At 39.5% G+C, this 18,012-nt stretch carries 17 protein-coding genes; 9 read left to right on the top strand and 8 right to left on the bottom strand.

Annotated features, from left to right (window positions below; genetic code table 11):
- Positions 1–158: 158 nt before the first annotated feature.
- Positions 159–749: an acetate uptake transporter gene (locus tag MSBR3_RS18245; RefSeq protein ID WP_048109675.1), complete on the bottom strand. Its 591-nt coding sequence runs from the start codon at positions 747–749 to the stop codon at positions 159–161.
- 149 nt (positions 750–898) lie between these two features.
- On the opposite strand from MSBR3_RS18245, the gene surE reads away from it, so the two are divergent.
- Positions 899–1,702, top strand: coding sequence for a 5'/3'-nucleotidase SurE (surE, locus tag MSBR3_RS18240; RefSeq protein WP_048109674.1), 804 nt, complete (start codon positions 899–901; stop codon positions 1,700–1,702).
- 194 nt (positions 1,703–1,896) lie between these two features.
- Here the strand turns inward: surE and MSBR3_RS20780 are convergent, their stop codons facing one another.
- The gene (locus MSBR3_RS20780) at positions 1,897–2,061 is read right to left on the bottom strand and encodes a hypothetical protein (RefSeq protein WP_170943447.1); all 165 of its coding nucleotides are present in this window, start codon (positions 2,059–2,061) and stop codon (positions 1,897–1,899) included.
- Between the two features lie 44 nt (positions 2,062–2,105).
- Positions 2,106–3,104 (bottom strand): GTP 3',8-cyclase MoaA, encoded by a 999-nt coding sequence (moaA, locus tag MSBR3_RS18235; protein WP_048109672.1) that lies wholly within the window; start codon positions 3,102–3,104, stop codon positions 2,106–2,108.
- Positions 3,105–3,963: 859 nt separating this feature from the next.
- Between moaA and MSBR3_RS18230 the strand changes: the two genes are divergently transcribed.
- From MSBR3_RS18230 to MSBR3_RS18220, 3 genes are all read left to right on the top strand, one after another.
- Positions 3,964–5,283, top strand: a complete 1,320-nt coding sequence (locus MSBR3_RS18230; protein ID WP_048110692.1) for a cobyrinate a,c-diamide synthase — start codon at positions 3,964–3,966, stop codon at positions 5,281–5,283.
- Between the two features lie 386 nt (positions 5,284–5,669).
- Entirely contained in the window at positions 5,670–6,134 is a 465-nt protein-coding gene (locus MSBR3_RS18225; RefSeq protein ID WP_048109671.1) for a VOC family protein, read from the top strand.
- A 498-nt stretch (positions 6,135–6,632) separates the two neighbouring features.
- On the top strand, positions 6,633–8,066 hold the full coding sequence (locus MSBR3_RS18220) for a methanogenesis marker 14 protein (protein WP_048109669.1): 1,434 nt from the start codon (positions 6,633–6,635) through the stop codon (positions 8,064–8,066).
- 217 nt (positions 8,067–8,283) lie between these two features.
- Here MSBR3_RS18220 and MSBR3_RS18210 read toward each other — a convergent pair whose 3' ends face one another.
- Positions 8,284–8,658: a DUF2098 domain-containing protein gene (locus MSBR3_RS18210; protein WP_230627619.1), complete on the bottom strand. Its 375-nt coding sequence runs from the start codon at positions 8,656–8,658 to the stop codon at positions 8,284–8,286.
- 232 nt (positions 8,659–8,890) lie between these two features.
- Positions 8,891–9,850 (bottom strand): GTP cyclohydrolase MptA, encoded by a 960-nt coding sequence (gene mptA / locus MSBR3_RS18205; RefSeq protein ID WP_048109666.1) that lies wholly within the window; start codon positions 9,848–9,850, stop codon positions 8,891–8,893.
- 403 nt (positions 9,851–10,253) lie between these two features.
- On the opposite strand from mptA, the gene MSBR3_RS18200 reads away from it, so the two are divergent.
- The 3 genes from MSBR3_RS18200 to MSBR3_RS18190 all read left to right on the top strand — a co-directional run bounded on the left by MSBR3_RS18200 (position 10,254) and on the right by MSBR3_RS18190 (position 12,264).
- The gene (locus MSBR3_RS18200) at positions 10,254–10,538 is read left to right on the top strand and encodes a non-histone chromosomal MC1 family protein (protein ID WP_048109664.1); all 285 of its coding nucleotides are present in this window, start codon (positions 10,254–10,256) and stop codon (positions 10,536–10,538) included.
- A 244-nt stretch (positions 10,539–10,782) separates the two neighbouring features.
- Positions 10,783–11,688: an acetylglutamate kinase gene (argB, locus tag MSBR3_RS18195; protein WP_048109662.1), complete on the top strand. Its 906-nt coding sequence runs from the start codon at positions 10,783–10,785 to the stop codon at positions 11,686–11,688.
- A gap of 69 nt (positions 11,689–11,757) precedes the next feature.
- Complete coding sequence (locus MSBR3_RS18190) at positions 11,758–12,264, top strand: GNAT family N-acetyltransferase (protein ID WP_048109660.1); 507 nt, start codon at positions 11,758–11,760, stop codon at positions 12,262–12,264.
- A gap of 32 nt (positions 12,265–12,296) precedes the next feature.
- Here the strand turns inward: MSBR3_RS18190 and MSBR3_RS18185 are convergent, their stop codons facing one another.
- The 3 genes from MSBR3_RS18185 to guaA all read right to left on the bottom strand — a co-directional run bounded on the left by MSBR3_RS18185 (position 12,297) and on the right by guaA (position 15,818).
- A complete protein-coding gene (locus tag MSBR3_RS18185; protein ID WP_048109658.1) occupies positions 12,297–13,337 on the bottom strand; it encodes an archaeosine biosynthesis radical SAM protein RaSEA in 1,041 nt (346 codons plus the stop codon).
- A 207-nt stretch (positions 13,338–13,544) separates the two neighbouring features.
- Positions 13,545–14,363, bottom strand: a complete 819-nt coding sequence (locus MSBR3_RS19100) for a GNAT family N-acetyltransferase (RefSeq protein ID WP_052723473.1) — start codon at positions 14,361–14,363, stop codon at positions 13,545–13,547.
- A 537-nt stretch (positions 14,364–14,900) separates the two neighbouring features.
- Entirely contained in the window at positions 14,901–15,818 is a 918-nt protein-coding gene (gene guaA / locus MSBR3_RS18175) for a glutamine-hydrolyzing GMP synthase (protein ID WP_048109656.1), read from the bottom strand.
- A 280-nt stretch (positions 15,819–16,098) separates the two neighbouring features.
- Between guaA and tnpA the strand changes: the two genes are divergently transcribed.
- Together tnpA and MSBR3_RS18165 are read left to right on the top strand one after the other, a co-directional pair.
- The gene (tnpA, locus tag MSBR3_RS18170) at positions 16,099–16,539 is read left to right on the top strand and encodes an IS200/IS605 family transposase (protein ID WP_048106147.1); all 441 of its coding nucleotides are present in this window, start codon (positions 16,099–16,101) and stop codon (positions 16,537–16,539) included.
- Entirely contained in the window at positions 16,502–17,755 is a 1,254-nt protein-coding gene (locus MSBR3_RS18165) for an RNA-guided endonuclease InsQ/TnpB family protein (protein ID WP_048106146.1), read from the top strand. The genes tnpA and MSBR3_RS18165 overlap by 38 nt, the downstream gene beginning before the upstream one ends.
- Positions 17,756–18,012 lie beyond the last annotated feature (257 nt).

Raw genomic sequence — 18,012 nt, 5'->3', positions numbered from 1 at the left:
GCTAAAGTTACAAATAAAATATCATCTTTTAAACTTGAGCAATAATCCGAATATACTTGTCTTATCAGGGTTTATCGGTAAATTCCCATAGTTCATTTTTCTGTTAAATTTTCGTTTAAGTTTTTGTTTAAGTGTTCGTTTATTTCTTTACTCTTTCTTCATACTGGAGCGACCGTCCTTCCGTATGCGTCATTCAGTACTATCGCAAGGGCAGTGTACAGGGCTGCAAAGCCTACAATAAGGCCTACATAGCCAGCTATGACGAGCAGGCCTGCGTTTTCCGTAGCATTTACGATAGCCAGTAACATGAACAACAAGAAAAGGGTCACGAATGTGAACATTATCGCTTTGCTGCCTAGCTTCAGAGTTGCTATTAACAGTACGAAGGTATACACTCCCCAGATGAAAAGGTATGCTGCAATGGATATTGGAGTTGGGGCTTCGATAAGTCCCGCTGCCGGCAGTAGAAGAAGGCTTGCAAGAGAAAACCAGAAAAGCCCGAATGCACAAAATGCCGTGCCTCCAAAAACACTCCCTTTTTTCCAGGCCATGATGCCGGCAAAGACCTCAGCAAAACCCCCGAGGAACATTGCCATGGAAACGATCATTGAGTCTACAGGGTAAATACCTATATAGCTCAGGCTCAGTAGAACGGCTGACAGGCCGAGGCCAGTAAATCCAAGCGGTGTAGGGTTTGCGGTCCTGTCCATTACATGCACATCTGTTGCTATTTCCTGTGTTTCCGCCATTAATACCACTCCCCGAATAGATTTTTATCGTAAATTATATTGCTTCATATATATTGTTCTTATTATTATATTAATGTTCGAATCGAATTATTTCTTCTGGATTTTATTCCATGCGGCCTTTCCATTAATTTTAAATTATCCGGCAACTTATGAGAAAACTCATGGCTCCAAAAATTCTTGTTACCAATGATGATGGTGTATACTCCACAGGTCTGAAAGCCGCTTTTGACAGCGTTTCGGACCTCGGGGAAGTTACAATTTCGGCTCCTGCTGTCCAGCAGAGCGGAGTCGGGCGTTCGATCTCTATCTTTGAACCCCTTCGAATCACGAAAACTAATTCAGGAGGTATACCTGCTTACTCTGTGGGAGGAACTCCTACGGATGCTGTAATTCTGGGCATCTTCACGATCCTCAAGGAGCTGCCTGACCTGGTGCTTTCCGGTTTTAACATCGGAGAAAATATCAGCACGGATACTATCACTACCTCAGGAACAATAGGAGGAGCACTTGAAGCTGCAAGCTACGGAGTGCCTGCAATTGCCGCCTCCATGCAGGTGCTTGATGAAGGACAGAAATTCGATGACCCCAGGAACTACCATAGAGAGCGTTTTGAAGTTGGTATAAAAGTAGTAAACAGAGTTGCTCGAAATATCCTGAAGTATGGTATGCCTGAAAACGTAGATCTTCTTAACATAAACATTCCCTATCATGCTGAAGAGGATACTCCTTTAGAGATAACCCGTCTTGCACGAAAAATCTTTAAAACGGATGTCGAGGAAAGGCGTGACCCAAGAGGCAGGCCCTATTACTGGATTGCAGGCGACCTTATCCGGGAGGAAGAAGAAGGAACTGACGTGCACGCCATTATGCAGAAAGGACACGTCTCAATAACTCCTATTTCCCTGGATTCAACTGCCAGGATAGATTTCTCAGAAATCGAAAGATATCTCTAAATATCTCCAGATGTTTCTGGTTGCGTTACTCCTATTTGAAGATTTACTTGGAACCTCAAATGGCTGAAGGTTCCAAAAATTAGTCTGAACTATAAAACAACAGAAGATTCAAAATTTACCCGAAATGAAAAAGGAAAAGAGGGAATTTTGGTTTCTGAGAGACATTAACTTACTTTTGTCCAAAAAAGTCCTTTTTACTCTTTCAGTTTATCTTTTTCGATATGAATGGAAATTTCCTTCCATTCGCTGTCGATAGTATGTAATGTCTCCACCATTGCCTTAATTACATTTACTATGATTTTCTGGACAAAATCATTCATCTGGATTTTTCTCTCATCTACTAAAAGTTCAATCTTCATTTTTCCTCCACGTTATTACATTCATCTCTGAGTCTGTTTTCTCTTTAAGTCTTTTCTTCTTGTTCAAGAGTACTAACAGGCATGCAATATGGCTTCCTTCGGCTTACTGCAAGCTTAAGCAGCTTTTCTATCTCTTCAGAGCTTTTTGCTCCCATGACATCCACAAGGTTGTCATTTACCAGCAAGCAGGGCTTGAACTTTCCGTCTGCTGTAATCCTGAGCCTGCTGCAGTAGGCGCAAAACTCCGAGTTGTCCATGGGCCGAACGAATTCAACCTCTACACCGTCGATAATGTACTTTCTTCGATGATGCAAGTGCCTTACCTTAACTTCACTTGCCCTCTCAGCCAGACTTTTTTCAAGAGCTTTCGAGTCAATCATATACTTCGAAAGCCTGGGATCAATGTCCATAAGCTCGATGAGTTGCAGGATGACCATTCCTTTATAAGGCCGGACAAACTCCATCATAGAATCGATTTCGTCATCGTTTATGCCTTTAAGGAGTACCATATTCAGCTTCACAGGAGTCAGCCCAGCTTCAACTGCGCTGTCAATTCCTCTGATAACTTTCTCAAGTGAGCCAGGGGAAGCTCCGGTAATCCTTTCGTATTTTTCAGGAATAAGAGAATCCAGGCTTACATTTACCCTATCAAGGCCGGCAGCTTTAAGGGTTCTTGCACGTTTTTCAAGTAGGATTCCATTAGTGGTCGCAGAAACTTCTTTTAACGGAGGAAGGCAGGAAAGAATTTCTTCAAAATCCTTTCGAAAAAGCGGTTCTCCCCCTGAGAATTTTATTTTATTTACCCCGAACTTTGCAGCTTCTCTGACAATTCCACAGATTAACTCGGGTTTCATTTCATTTCCCACCGGGCCGCGAGCACAGCAATCTGCACCTTCGTTATGGCAGTACATGCATGAAAGGTTGCACCTATCAGTTATTGATATCCTGAGTCCTGTCACCCTTCGTCCATAAGAATCCTCAAGAATCTTTTTTGAGTTTTCTTCCCTAATTTCAGGAGCTTTTTCTGGATTTTTCTTCTTCATGGCTGGTTAAAATCCCCTATTAAATATTCGGTATGCAATTCTTTATCAATTAGCTACTCAGGCCTGGCTATTTTTCATTACTTTCAGGACAAAAATTTCATCTCAGAAACTATCTCAGAAACTATCTGTGAGACGATTTTTGTGAAGATCTCTAAAACTATCTATGAAATCGTCTATAAACGGGTCATGTCTATAGTGCATGATTTCAAATAAATTTGCATCTGAGAAAGGGTCCGGAATGTCTTACTGGTTCAATTGAATAAAGATACTGATATTGACTGAATAAGTATACTGATACGGGCCGGATGTTTAAGGTAATATGAATTGATTATACTAATATGGGTATACGATTATTGAATTTGGAACCAAAAACTGGAACTAATTATTTAATTTTAACTATATAAATGAGTACTATAATTATCTATATCTTATTCAATTTATAATTTATTCAGTTTATAATTTATTCAGTTCATAATATTCAGTTCATAATATTCAGTTCATAATATTCAGTTCATAATATTCAGTTCATAATATTCAGTTCATAATATTCAGTTCATAATTTATTCAACTTATAACTTACTCAACTCAAAAAGGTCAAAGCCTCTTTTATCTATATTTTCCGGAATTAAACTGTTCTTTCCTTAGAGTATATAACCCTTAACTTAAGATTATGTGCATGGATGCCAACACCGGAATTTCCGGATTATCTAAAAAATAATATTTCAATGTGAATTAACATACTCACCTGGACTTTTTGACTTTTTTCTCTTGACTCATTTTTCCTGAAAACAACTACAAAGTGCTTAAAGCAGATGGATTAATAGCTTTAATATATTTTAACGGCAACAATATCCAGCAGATGACAAAAGGAATACTTATTGCAGGAACCCATAGTGGGGTCGGAAAAACGACAGTCTCCATGGGTATCATGGCTGCCCTTAAACACAGGCAGCTAAAGGTTCAGCCTTACAAAGTAGGGCCTGATTATATCGATCCTTCTCATCACACTGCAATTTGCGGGCGCCCCTCAAGAAACCTGGACACATACATAATGGGCACTGACGGAGTCGGTCAGACTGTAGCTCGGACTGCTGCAGATGCGGATATTGTGGTAGTAGAAGGAGTTATGGGACTCTTTGACGGAATCGATTCTACAGAAATTGCAAGTTCCGCACATGTTGCAAAAATCCTTAATCTACCTGTAATTCTGGTAATCAATGTACATGGTATGTCCAGAAGCGCAGCTGCCCTCCTTAAAGGGTATTCCGAGTTTGATCCTGATGTAAGGGTTGCAGGCGTTATCCTGAATCAGGTAGGCAGCCCAAGGCATGCGGAACTTGTAAAAAATTCACTTCCGGGTGACATCCCTATAGTAGGTATGATTCCAAGAAGAAAAGATATCGAGGTCCCCTCCAGACATCTAGGGCTTTACATGGCCCATGAAAAGGATTATAATACTGAGGAAATGGCGGCTTTTATTGAGGAAAACGTTAACCTTGACGCAGTGCTCGAACTTGCTGAGTCCATTTCAGTTCCGGAATTCAGGGATATCCGGAGGCCTGAGGCAGATCTCAGGATAGGGGTTGCCATGGACCCGGCTTTTTGTTTTTATTACCAGGATATGTTCGATGCTTTTAAGGATTATGGAGCTGAGGTAGAATTTTTTAGTCCTATGGCAGGAGAGCTTCCGGATGTGGACGGAATTTACCTTGGAGGCGGCTACCCTGAACTTTACGCAGAAATCCTTGAAAAGTCAGAAACGACCAGAAAACTCAAGGGCCTTGCAGCTGATGGTTTGCCTATCTATGCAGAGTGTGGGGGTCTTCTTTACCTCTGCGGTACATATGAGATAGATAACAGGACGTATAAACTCGCAGACGTCGTACCTGCAAACACACATATGACAAACCGGCTTAAAGCCCTCGGATATACTGAAGCTCGTCCTCTGGACAAAAACTTCTCTTCTCACAACATAAGAGGCCACGAATTCCACTACTCTCTCACAGAATGTGATCGCGATGCAAAATTCGCATATGAGATGCTGCGTGGAAAAGGTATACAGGGCGGTTTTGACGGCCTCATCGAACACAACACCCTGGCAGGTTATATGCATTCTCATCCTGCTACTTTCCCTGTAGACAAATTTGTGGAAAAATGCAGGAAATATAGAAGAAAGTAAATAATTTTTGTAACTATTCAACCTATTAAAACATGCCTATTCTGAGATAATTATCTCTTTAGATCAGTTTTTGTTACAGGATTGAGATAATTATCTTTTTAAGATCAGTTCTTGTTACAGGACCAGCATAGTTGCTTGCTTTGCGAGCAACTTTTAATTTCCATATTTTTACTAAAGTGTTTTGTTGAGAATTAAAGTTTTTAACCCGAAATAGTATTGCCTATTTAACTTTGTAATAATATTTTCTTTTTTTCGTTTGGGAATTTAATTTCTTCTGGAAATTTTACTTGATTCTTATGAGAAAAATACTTTCAGCCTGTTAGGCTATGATTAATAGTCGCTGAAGTAATTAATAAGCGTCGAAATTACAAAAGGAGAAAATAAAAATGAGATTTATATGCCCACTTATTGTTGTTAATGATATAGAGGCTTCCAGAAGTTTTTACGAAAATGTCCTTAATCAAAAAGTCCAGTGCGATTTCGGTGAGAACGTATCATTTGCGGACGGCTTTGCCATACACTTGAAATCACACTTTTCAGGTTTAATAGGCATAAACAAAAACGATATCGTTCAAAAATCAAATAATGCTGAACTGTATTTTGAAGAAGACGATTTAGACAGTTTTCTTCAAAAACTGAAAGGTATGAACTCCGTTACGTATGTGCACGAGCTAAAAGAGCAGCCCTGGGGACAGCGGGTTATAAGATTCTATGATCCTGATATGCACATTGTTGAGGTTGGCGAACCCATGGAAAGCGTAGTTAAAAGGTTCTTGAGTAAAGGATTATCAATTGAAGAAACAGTAAAACGAACTTTAATGCCAGAGGAATTTGTTAGACAATGTTTATAAACAAGGTGAAGCTCAATAAAAGCTCATTTAGAAACCACAAAAGTAATTTCTGGAATTACTCAGATTATTTACTTCATTTAAACTTTAGTGAACTATTTTTGAAATATAGATTACTTCCTGGTAGCGTAGAATAGGATTGATAGAGGGGTATTCATGATTCTTCACGCTCCCGATGTAATAATATTACTAATTTACAGTACTTAGCAAAAGTTATTATAGGTTTTAATGAATACTTTCTTTAAACTTTGACAATCAACTTTGACAATCCGTTCCTGTTAATCTTTTTGCAATGTTAGATAAGTAGAGAAGTAAATACTTTTTCCAATTAATCTGAGTTAAAATACTGGCTTTCTAAGTATTAAAAACATAAATTATTCTGGCTGATTTTTATCAGGTTTGAATAATCTTCAAAAATAAGTCAGTATTATTTTCAGATCAAGTCCACACAATGATTTGCACTAAATCGAGTTTATGCACAGATTTTTAGGAAGGAAAAAAATGGCTCTAAAACCCAGAATTACAGAATCCCCTCATGTTCGTTTGATTGACCTTAAGTCAAAACCTTTCTTTATTGTAGCTTCAGTAGAGGTTGGAAACACCACAACCAAATGCATTCTCACAGCTACCAGTATGGAGACTGGAAGGACTCATATTATAAATAAGGTTGTACGGATGACCAGAGACGTCCGCCCACCTAAACCTGGAGAAGCCGTATTTGGAAGGACACTTACAGGTGTGGAACTTACTCGTGAATCCGTTGCACAACTGGTAAGTGGCACCCTGACCGAATCTATGGACAAAGCAAGTCTGGACATAAAAACAGATCTTGACTTTGTGGTTCGTTCTACTGGAGTTGTTGCAGGTTTTGATTCTCCGGAAGAAGTGGGTGAGTTTATTAAAGCTCTAGCAGATGGCTGTCTGATGGCAGGAGTTCCTCCAAAGAATATGACCCCACCAATGTCCATTTCAAATATTTCTAAAAAATTCCAGAAATACAGTAAACTGGAAAAGGTAATTTTTGATGGGGCAGTAGCTGGTGTACTACCTCCAATAGGTTCTACTGGCGTTGAAATCGTTGCAAACGAGATGGAAGGGGAGCTTGCAACCGCAGGGATTAAAGAAGCAGCCAAACTTACAGATGTTGATTTCAGGAATCCTTGTATCTCAATAGATTTCGGGACAACTCTTGATGGCAGGGTCACAAATTCAGACCAACCCTATGCAAAAACAATTGGTAACTTTTGCGGCTATGCCGGTGCAATTCCTGACGCAATTATCCGGGGTTCGAAGATTGTGGACTCAAAAGTAGGAACTGCTCTCGAGGTTTTTGAAAAAGAGAAACCGCCTTCTTTCCTTACTTTAAAGATGAAGGCTAAAGCGATTGAGGCATATACAAAGCGTATTCATGAGCTTATTGTTATAGAACAAGTCCCAAGGGATAGAACCAGATATGGAAGCGTGCCTGTAAGGCCGGATGCAGCTGAGCAGATAGGCGTAACACTCATAGGTTGCGATGTGGGTGTAAACGGATCCGACATGGGCAAGCTTAGTGCTATAGGTATGGAAATCTGTAAGACCCACGGACTTCAGGTTGTCTATGCTGTCATTGATGAGGTTATGGCAGGCGTGGTTTGCAGGTTGATCAGGGTTGCAAAAGAAGTAAAACTTGTTTTTGAGGATACAACTATAGGGATCACCGGTAGAGCAGGGATTACAGGAAACAAACCTAAACTGATCCTGAAATGCCTGGAAGAGTTGAATATTGCTTCGAAAATAGATGAGAGAGTAGTCTTCGTAGATGACGGGCTTGCCAGAGGAGCAGCCGTGATGGCTCGATGTATGAATTCTCTTGGCTCGCCGCAAAATCCTCTAGGCGGCAGGCACAATGGAAAATGTATTCTTGCACAAAGAGTAAAAATACAGGAAAAATAACCTCATATTGTCGAAAAATAACCTCATATTATCGAAAAATAACTTCATATTACAGAAAAACGACCTCGAAACACAGAAAAAAAAACCTCAAAACACGGAAAAATAACACCTCAAAATATAAAAACAATCTCAAAATAAAGAAAAAACCTCAAAATATTTATTATGTGGAAAAAATCGAAATATTAAAAGAGAAGATTTTTAAGTGCGGCAAGAGGAATTAACCTCCTGCTCCTCCACCACCGGCTTTTTCTAGGTTGAAGCCCTGCATTGTTTCTCTCTCTTTTCTGAATCTTTCTTCCAGTTCCTCAGCAGTGAATTCCCTTTCTTCTTTCTTTTCTTTAGCTTTAAGCTCAGTTGGCTCCAGGGTTTCTTCCCTGTACCAGAGCCCGGTACTTTCGAGCAGAACCCATACCTTTCCTTGCTCGTCCTTTTTTATCGCAGTTACGCGGCTGACCGTATCACTGTTTACGTATTTGACGGCATCTCCCGCTTTAATGGGTTTTTTATTTCGCCCTACTGCTGTGATTAGTTCAGCATCAACCATGCTCTCACCTCGAAGGCTTCCAGGACGCTGGGATTTCAGGCCCTGCAAAAGTCTCTTCTTGTAATTTTATTGCTTATAGGTTGTCCAGGCCATCTAATAAAGTTTATGTGGGTTAGCCCTTATGGAGTCTCTATAAACACTTTGTAGAAAGGTAATATCAAAAAACTATGTGGAAAGTGTTTTGGATTATACTTTTGGAAGTCTCTATGTATCATAATTTTTCCAGAGACTTCCAGGATTCAAAAAATCTAAAACTGGTTTATTTCGTACTTTTCTATTTTTAATATTGATTAATCTCTGACCTGAGGTCTCCCATCAGGGCAACTCTTTCAGCATAAGCGTTGTGTCTGTGAATACTTTCCTCATTGGTTTGTTTGATGGTGATTACTGCATTATCAGGAAGGTTCGGGAACTCTTTTACTATATTATCTGCCATGGTTCTTACACAGTCTTCTACAAATTTCGGGTTCATATGCGCAGTTTCCACTACGACTTTTTCATCTGAACGTTTCAAGACTTCATATACGCTGGAACTCATGGAGCTATCAATAATGTTGATAATGCTTTCAAGGGAAACATCAAAATCATGTGCCACCTTGATTGATATAATTCCTCTTCCTCGCTGGTTGTGGGTAGCCATGGGAACCTTTTCCAAGAACTTTATAATCGTTTCTTCATCGACTCCAAGTTCGGAAAGCTCATTTGCAGCTTTATCTCGCATAATCTCCTGAGCACAGGGGCAGGCTGTCATCCCTACAACTTCAGCGCCGATCAGCTTCTTTACATCAAAATAGTCATCATTGGCCTGTCCTCTTACAGCTGATGCTTCAGCAAAGATATTTACGACTTCCTGGCACTTAATCCCGGTGGCTGGGGATGCACGCCTGATCATATATTCGCTTGTCATACGGACTTCAGCCTGATTGGCGTATTCATGCCTGCCAAGCAAGTTGTGTGCGATATCACTGCAAAGCTGCTCAATTTCGTATACGGGCATGCTAAGTATCTTTTCCAGTACCTCATCTACAGCTTCAAAATTTCGTGAAAGATTGGCTCCTTTTCGATCGGAGGGCAGGTCAACAAAAACATCAAAAGTAGAAATCAGTACGACTGGACGTTTGTCTTTTCGTTTGATTTCAACAAGTTTTTTTACGTTTGTTACCCCAACACGAGTAAGGTTTATGGCTATGTTAGGTCTGCTGGCCTGGACGTCCGGGAGGTTGAAAGTGCAATGTTCCATAATTAACCAGATCCATGAAAAGATGAGTGTTTGATTTTGTAAAATGAATCATGATAAACATGTAATTTTATTCCACTTGGAAAAATATAATGATCATAAGAAGTTATAGCATGTAAAGTTTGTGCTTTTTGAGGGTTTTTTCGAAATTTACAACAGAACCTAAGTTTCAGAATCGCCCAAGAATCGTTTCCTGAAAAATATTGTGGACTGCATTTCTAACAAGATATAATTATTTAAATATTTCCCATTTTACCAACACTATTGGAAAATTTAGTTTATATATTCCTCGTAAATTTAAGCCAATTTCGCATAAACCAATAACTACAGGCAACATCCTGAAGAAAGATTTTATATACTTTAAAACGTAATCAGTGTCTAGCAATTCATTTGCGAGGTGACCTTTATGTCCAACACAAGAAATTTTGTTTTACGAGACGAAGAAGGCAATGAGCACGGCGTTTTCACAGGAAAACAGCCTCGGCAGGCTGCCTTAAAAGCTGCAAACCGGGGCACCGGGACTAAATCCAATCCGGATACTATCCGCCTCAGAGAACGCGGGACAAAGAAGGTGCACGTTTTCAAGGCATGGAAGGAACTTGTCGAAGCCCCTAAAAATAGGCCTGACTGGATGCCTGAGAAAATCAGCAAACCTTTTGTCAAGAAAGAAAAAATAGAAAAGATCGAATAAATCGAATAAATCTGACAAACATAATTTCTTTCATATGCCCTGAAAATAGGGTTCTTTCTTTTTCTTTAATATCCAGATAAGGGATTAGCCTGGACTGGTCTTTAATTTTAATACAATCCGGGCTGGCTTATTTCCAATGCTTTCTCAAAATTAATAACCTTGCCCTTATTTTAAATATTATCATCTAGCTCTCATCAGAATCTTTAACGATAAGTTTAAAAATAGATTTTCTGATTCCTACATCATGGAACTAAAAAGAGAGAATGTGCTCATTGAAGCCTTGCCTTATATGCAGGAGTTCTATAACTCAATTATGGTTATTAAAGTAGGCGGAAATGCAATGGTAAGCTCCCAAATCATGGAGGACATTATAAAAGATGTTGTGCTCCTGCGCTATGTGGGAATCAAACCCGTTATTGTGCACGGCGGTGGGCCTGAGATTACGGAAAAAATGGAGCGGATGGGCAAGAAAGCTGAGTTTTTCCAGGGCTTACGTATTACAGACGACGAGACAATGGAGATTGCCAGGATGGTGCTTGTCGGAAATATCAATACCAAAATTGTATCTCTTATTGGGGTTTGCGGAGGAAAAGGTATTGGGCTTAACGGTCACGATGGAAGAATGATCCTTGGTCATAAACAGGCTGCAAAGAAGGTAGTAGTTGACGGTGTTGAGACTGAGGTTGATATCGGCTGGGTCGGAGAGTGTGAGGTAATTAATCCTGATGTCCTCCATATCGTGCTTGAAAACGGATATATTCCGGTCATTTCTCCTATTGCTGTGGATGCTAAAGGCAATGCCCTGAACATTAACGCCGATATAGTGGCAGGTGATATTGCCGCAGCTTTGCATGCTAAAAAGCTAATTCTGATGACTGATGTCTCAGGGCTGCTTAGAAATATAAATGATCCCGAAAGCCACATATCTCGTGTAACTCTGGACGAAATCGATCACCTTATCGCTGAAGGCATCATACAGGGAGGTATGATCCCAAAACTCAAAGGCGCAGCAGTTGCAGTACAAAACGGGGTTGACAGAGCTCATATCATAAACGGAAGTGTTTCTCACTCCATGCTTCTTGAACTTTTTACTGATCAGGGAATCGGAACTATGGTTTGCAATTTGGAAAAGCCAAAAGATCGACTATAAACGAGCTGGCAGCTTTATAACTACTTCTAGTTTTTGGTCAGTTTTAATAAAACAATTTAAGAGGTAATTATGAATCTACTTATCAGGCCTGTCAGGTTAAGTGATGCTCAGGATATCAATGAGATGCGAAGGCAAGAGGAGGTTAGGGCACACACCCTTGCCCTTCCTACAGAAACTGTTGAGTTTACAGAAGGATTCCTGAGGAGTATGGGTAGTGATGACCATATACTGGTATCCGAACTTGAAGGAAAAGTTGTAGGAATGGCAGGGATACATCTTTTAAAGAGCGTCAGACAGAGACATTCATCTTTTCTTGGGATTATGGTAAGGACGGAATACCAGGGACAGGGTATTGGGAAAAACTTGATGGAAAAGATTCTTGACCTTGCAGATAACTGGCTTATGCTGGTAAGAATTGAGCTTGATGTTACTGCAGATAATGAAAAAGCTATCAGTCTTTACCAGTCTTTTGGCTTTGAAATCGAGGGGACGAAGAAGTACGCAATAATTAAGGATGGGAAGTATGCCGACCTTCTCATGATGGCCAGGTACCATATTCCCACTCAGTTCAAATAAAAATTCAAACAAAAAATGGTCTTTTGCGGTTCTTAGTCTAAAATGGGTGCTCCATAGGTAAAGTCGTCAAGTTCCAGGACTTTCCTCCAGAGTTCTTTGCATTCACAGTCTGCTTTGCTGAGGTCTTCAGGATTCTGAGTAAGTGAGAAAGTCCTGAGAGAGTCTGCAACATCCGAGCTGCAGGTTTTACAGTTGTGAGGACCGCGTTTTGAGCCTGCACCCACCGGATCGGACATAAGAGGAAGTTCAGGATGGGTGGCTTTTGCTCTTTGCAGGATTTCTACAATGCTCCAGAGCCAGGGAGGGCGATACTGTCCTTTTTCCCAGAGAGCTTCGACAAGGGTGCCTTTCTGGACATTGCAGAGGTTGATCGATACTGTGTCAGCGTAAGGGGCTGCATCATCTATGGAACGGACGATATCCTCAATTGCCTGACGTTCGGAGAGAAAGAGAGGTTTTAGCATCAGATAGGCTTTAACGGTTGCCCCATTTTTTTTTGCGATTTCTGAGGCACGGACAAAGTCCCTGAAGGTAAAACCTTTATTAATAGAGTCTCTACGGATCCTGTCAGAGCTTGTCTCCAGTCCGAAAGCCAGCTCAAAGGGTTTGTTTTTCAAGATCTTGAGACACTCTTGCACATTCTCTTCGGTTACGAAGTTAGGGCGGGTTTCCGCAAGTACCTTAACTACCTTCGGATCGTCTGCAAGAGTTTTGAGGATTGTGTCCCTTGCCTCAGAAGGAACCTCCTGCTCGTCAAGAAAACTGCCTGAGGTGAAAATTTTGACCATAAACTCAGGGAATTTTTCAGCTTTCTTCATTGCTCTTGCAAGCTGGGCCTTGTAGTCCTCCAGAGTTGGAGGTTCACTTGCACAGTCATAGACATAACCGCACATAGTACACCCTCCCGCTTTTCCCCAGCGGCACCCTGCGCTCTTGAAGATCACAGTTAAAGTCTTCACCTGAGTTCCATTTACCAGGTCGACTCCTGTCCAGCTTGCTGCAGGTTCATTGGTAGGAGAAGGTCTAACTTTAATCCGCTGCCGGATTTCCAATACTTCTTTGTTCAGAGTCATGGGTTTAGAACTCGCTATTACTCAAATTTGTTTTTAAGTAGTATCTCACAGTATAATCACTGTGATTTTTCGTAGGATATTTATTCTCATTGTCAATTTTATCATGGTTTCACTTGATTGTCAAAATATTATACTCAAAATGGAGTTAGAAACCTTCGCTTGACATATACGTAAAATATCCATAACATGAAACCAGGGTTATACAAGTTAATATCTGTTTTCACTAAATACATATTCTGTTACTTCACCATACTTTACAAATCCTATCTTTTGATATGCAGCATTTGAAGCAGGATTCCTTACATCTGCATACAACATAGGAATTATATTTTCATCTAATAGTTTTTCACTTATTTTACCTAAAAGCATCCCAGCATATCCTTTTCCTCTCTGTTCACGTTCTGTGAATACGGTGTTTATTCTTGCGTATTCTTTTGTTTTGTGAGCAATCATTGCCATTGAAACAATCTTACCACCATCTTCCCATAAAAATAATCTATTAGAATTTGCCATTGCATTGGCAAAGCCGTTTGCATTAATTTCTTCATTAGTAATTTTTTCTGCATCGGATGCCATTTCAATTATAAACCTGGCCATTATTTCCTTATGTTCCTCTTTAGGCATAACGACTTGTCCGCTTATTTTATCTCTGCTTATTACCTGATTACAGGCATATGCAATCAATGGCATACTAACACAATACTCAAGTCCCGTTTCCTTAGAAATGCTGTCCAGAATTTTCTTGGCATATTCTTCATAGGCGTTCAATTGCAAGTTTTGATTCAGTACCAGTCTGCTTTTAATAATATCGCATATTTCTTTTTCTACGTTTTCGTTTGGTATTTGCTTTAACCACAACCACAAAGGAGCAAGTTCGTTGCCTTGTCCAATTATATATGTACTATCATCTGTAGCAAAAAAAGCGTTATCCCCTTCACGAATTAGATAGAACAGGTTATAAATAATTTTATCTTTTTTACCTAACATCTTATCAAAACTTTTTTCTATTCCATCTATGATTCTCATTTTCAACACCTCAGTTAATGTAGTCTCTTATTAACCAGGCTATATAGAAATTCTTAATTTGATGCAAATAGTTTCTACAAAATTTTTGTCAATATTTAGACTATTCTTCGAGAGTAATAACGATTTGCATAAGAAACCGCAAACCCAGTATACTGATTGATGTGATCGAGGCATTTTCTCCAAGGACTTCTGGACATCAGCTTTCGAAGAGCAGTATCATGAAGAATCTTCTCAAAGTCAAGTTTTTCCTGATATTGTTCATGAAGTCAATAAGTTCTACAAAATCACAATGATCTGTATTTATATACTGATGTTAAAGTCAGATGGTAAAATGAACAATAATGGGTTACTGCCCTCAGATGTACTTCCTTTTCACATCTCAAGCCCGTTTTATGGTTATGCTCGATACAGAGAACGAAATCAAAATCAAAATTAACCCCAAAATTTGATTTTTCTAAAGAATGCACTTAAAGTGAATTAAAAAACAAAAAATTTCCCAAAATCCCATATTTTCAAGGATTTCGGGAATCCTTTTATTTATTCAAACTCAATAGTTGCAGGCGGCTTGGGTGTGATATCGTAAACCACCCTGGCTACTTTCGGGATTTCAGAGGTGATTCTGGACTCCAGCTTTTTGAGAACATCCCAGGGGAGTTCGAGCGCTTCTGCAGTCATGCCGTCTCTGGAGCCTACGGCTCTTACAGCTACAATCCATCCGTAAGCCCGGATATCTCCCTTTACGCCTGTTCCCTTGCCAAGTACAGCAGCGAAAGTCTGCCAGGGACAGAACCTGTCAAGAAGTTCTTCTTCAACTATAGAGTTTGCTTCTCGTACAACCTCAAGTTTCTCCTCTGTAACTTCCCCAAGAATCCTTACAGCCAGGCCAGGTCCCGGGAAAGGCATCCTTTCACAGATCTCATCAGGTAACTGGAGTGCCCAGGCAACTTCCCTAACCTCATCTTTATACAGATCTTCGATGGGTTCAACGATCTTCTTGAAGTCCATTACACTTGGAAGCCCTCCAACATTATGGTGGGATTTTATTCCGCCTTCTGACTCGATCCTGTCAGGATAAATAGTGCCCTGGATGAGATAATCGGCTGCAAGTTTCCTTGCCTCTTCTTCAAAGACCCGGATAAAGGTCTCTCCTATAGCCTTTCTTTTCTCCTCAGGGTCAGTTATACCTTTCAGGGCTGCAAGGAACTTATCCTTTGCATATACCACATCCAGATTCATGTGGGAGAAAATATGCTTTATTCTCTCGGTTTCTCCTTTTCTCATAAGCCCCGTATCAATATAGATCGGCTGCAGCCTGTCGCCTATAGCCCTGTAAGCCAGTTCCGCACAAACAGAACTGTCCACGCCGCCCGAAAGTGCAATAATTGCTCTCCCGCCGTTTATTTCCTTGCTAATTTTTTCAATAGCCTTTGGAATGAATTTTTCAGGTTTTACCATTGAAATGCTCCTTAAATGATGCTAAATTGAAATCCTTTGAAAAAATGATCGTGATCAGTGAACGTTAACAGAATTATCTGGGTCTGATTATTTTATTGTGATATATGAGTGTGATATATGAGTTTGTGCATGGGGGTTTTGATATTTAACTTTAAGGCGGGAAGTCCCCTTCCTCGGAGGGCGTAGCCCGACAGGTGGGGGATGAAAGCCGTTAACTTCTACAAAACCACAGTAGCATAATTATTTATATACATATAGTTACATCAACATAGTGATAACTATGCAGTATAAACTAGATCGTGGAAGCCATTCTGTATATTCACTCCATTATCATTTCGTTCAGTGTGTGAAATATAGAAGAAAAGCTCTAACGAATCCTTTAGTTGTCGATTTTCTTAAAACTAAAATTCATAACATAAGTGAAACATACGATGTTGAAGTACTGAATATTGAGTGTGACAAAGATCACTTCCACTTATTATTTTCAGCAAAACCTTCACTTGATATTCCAAAATACATCAACACAATCAAAACTATAACTTCAAGGGAGATTCGTAAAAACTTCCCTGAAGTAAAGACTATGTTATGGGAAGATACGTTCTGGTCAAGATCGTATTTTATCGCATCGACAGGGCAAGTAACCCTAGACGTACTTAAAAAATACGTGGAGAATCAAGGCAAATATGCATCTGACGAAGAAGATCAAGATAAATCCGACTGAAGAACAGGTAGATGTTCTTTGGCAACTATCTGAACAGTGCAGATGCCTCTATAATTTCGCTTTAGCTGAAAGAAAAGATGCGTGGAAAACTGAACAGAGAAGTGTAAAGTACGTAGAACAACAGAATCAACTTCCAGCACTAAAAGAAAAATTTCCTCAGTACAATATGGTGTATTCCAAAGTACTGCAATCGGTTCTGAAAAAACTTGATGCTAATTATAAATCATTCTTCTCGCTCTGGAAAAATGGTGATAAATCTGCAAGATCTCCAAAGTTCCGAAGTGGAAAATACTTCATGACTCTTGTTTACAATCAGAGTGGATTCAAAATCAATAATGGGAAACTCAGTTTCTCTCATAAAGTAAATGAAATTCCATTATCTTTTGAGATTGGAAATGCTTTTGATTTGTTGGAAATCAAGCAGATTGAAATCTACAATGATGACCCCTATAAGGGCAGAGGAAAATTCTTTGTATCCATAACATACGAAGAAATTCCAATCACAGAGTATATTGATAACGATTTGTATCAAGCAATAGACTTAGGAATTACAAAAATAGTGACAGCAGTAAATACTCAAGGTAAATTCTTTGAAGTTAAAACGCCTAGAGCAGATCAATACTGGAATACAAAAATAGATACAATCAAATCCAGAAGAGATCATTGTAAAAAAGGAAGCAGAAAATGGATAAGGTTGCACAGAACCTATCGGAAAATGGAAGCAAAGAAATCTAATCAGATCAAAGATTTTCAGCATAAACTTTCTAAAACCATGATCGAGAACACCAGAGCAAATACAGTAATCGTGGGTGATCTTAACTTAAAAAGTATGGCTCAATCAAAGAAAGTAACTGGAAAAAGAAAGCGTTCTCAGAACAGATCAACACAAAATCAAGGATATCTTTCCAGATTCACCGAATTCTTGACCTACAAAGCAGAGCTTGCAGGTAAAAAAGTAATAAGAATTGATGAAAGCTATACATCCAAAGAGTGTTGTGTTTGCGGAAAAAGGCACGATATGCCTCTTTGGGAAAGAACTATGAATTGTGATTGCGGAAACGTAATTGATAGAGATAGAAATAGTGCTATCAACATCATGAAGCGGTTCTTATCACAAAATGCTTTGTGGACAAGCTATCAGAAATTTTCTGATAATCTTCGACAAACAGGATTACAGATGGATACCTGCATCACTGCAAATATCCAAATGACGTAATCACTCGAAGGAAGCTCCACCCTCGGAGCGAAGCGACAGGGTGGGGTAGTTCACAGGTATAGTAGAAAAAAGGTTGTCTTTGTTATTGGATCCACATGTCTCTAAAATCTACTGAGTACTTCTTTTCCGACCTTTTTGTTCTGTACTTCAGTGAAGTTAGAGAGCAGATTTGTTCTAATGTTGAAAACTAAATCTCGCTAAACTGGATACCGAATATTAAAACATCAACCACTTAATTGCAAATTACCAGTCACTGA

This window comes from Methanosarcina barkeri 3, from assembly GCF_000970305.1.
In the GTDB taxonomy this organism is placed as follows: domain Archaea; phylum Halobacteriota; class Methanosarcinia; order Methanosarcinales; family Methanosarcinaceae; genus Methanosarcina; species Methanosarcina barkeri_A.
The sequence above is the reverse complement of the archived record's forward strand: the minus strand, read 5'-3'. Positions and strand labels throughout refer to the sequence as shown.

Excerpts from the sequence above, each read along its gene's own strand:
- MSBR3_RS20780 (WP_170943447.1), bottom strand. The coding sequence starts at position 2,061 with ATGAAGATTGAACTTTTAGTAGATGAGAGAAAAATCCAGATGAATGAT.
- moaA (WP_048109672.1), bottom strand. The coding sequence starts at position 3,104 with ATGAAGAAGAAAAATCCAGAAAAAGCTCCTGAAATTAGGGAAGAAAAC.
- MSBR3_RS18225 (WP_048109671.1), top strand. The coding sequence starts at position 5,670 with ATGAGATTTATATGCCCACTTATTGTTGTTAATGATATAGAGGCTTCC.
- tnpA (WP_048106147.1), top strand. The coding sequence starts at position 16,099 with ATGCAGTATAAACTAGATCGTGGAAGCCATTCTGTATATTCACTCCAT.
- MSBR3_RS18165 (WP_048106146.1), top strand. The coding sequence starts at position 16,502 with ATGCATCTGACGAAGAAGATCAAGATAAATCCGACTGAAGAACAGGTA.
- MSBR3_RS18190 (WP_048109660.1), top strand. The coding sequence starts at position 11,758 with ATGAATCTACTTATCAGGCCTGTCAGGTTAAGTGATGCTCAGGATATC.
- surE (WP_048109674.1), top strand. The coding sequence starts at position 899 with ATGAGAAAACTCATGGCTCCAAAAATTCTTGTTACCAATGATGATGGT.
- argB (WP_048109662.1), top strand. The coding sequence starts at position 10,783 with ATGGAACTAAAAAGAGAGAATGTGCTCATTGAAGCCTTGCCTTATATG.
- MSBR3_RS18230 (WP_048110692.1), top strand. The coding sequence starts at position 3,964 with ATGACAAAAGGAATACTTATTGCAGGAACCCATAGTGGGGTCGGAAAA.
- MSBR3_RS19100 (WP_052723473.1), bottom strand. The coding sequence starts at position 14,363 with ATGAGAATCATAGATGGAATAGAAAAAAGTTTTGATAAGATGTTAGGT.
- mptA (WP_048109666.1), bottom strand. The coding sequence starts at position 9,850 with ATGGAACATTGCACTTTCAACCTCCCGGACGTCCAGGCCAGCAGACCT.
- MSBR3_RS18185 (WP_048109658.1), bottom strand. The coding sequence starts at position 13,337 with ATGACTCTGAACAAAGAAGTATTGGAAATCCGGCAGCGGATTAAAGTT.
- MSBR3_RS18200 (WP_048109664.1), top strand. The coding sequence starts at position 10,254 with ATGTCCAACACAAGAAATTTTGTTTTACGAGACGAAGAAGGCAATGAG.
- MSBR3_RS18245 (WP_048109675.1), bottom strand. The coding sequence starts at position 749 with ATGGCGGAAACACAGGAAATAGCAACAGATGTGCATGTAATGGACAGG.
- guaA (WP_048109656.1), bottom strand. The coding sequence starts at position 15,818 with ATGGTAAAACCTGAAAAATTCATTCCAAAGGCTATTGAAAAAATTAGC.
- MSBR3_RS18220 (WP_048109669.1), top strand. The coding sequence starts at position 6,633 with ATGGCTCTAAAACCCAGAATTACAGAATCCCCTCATGTTCGTTTGATT.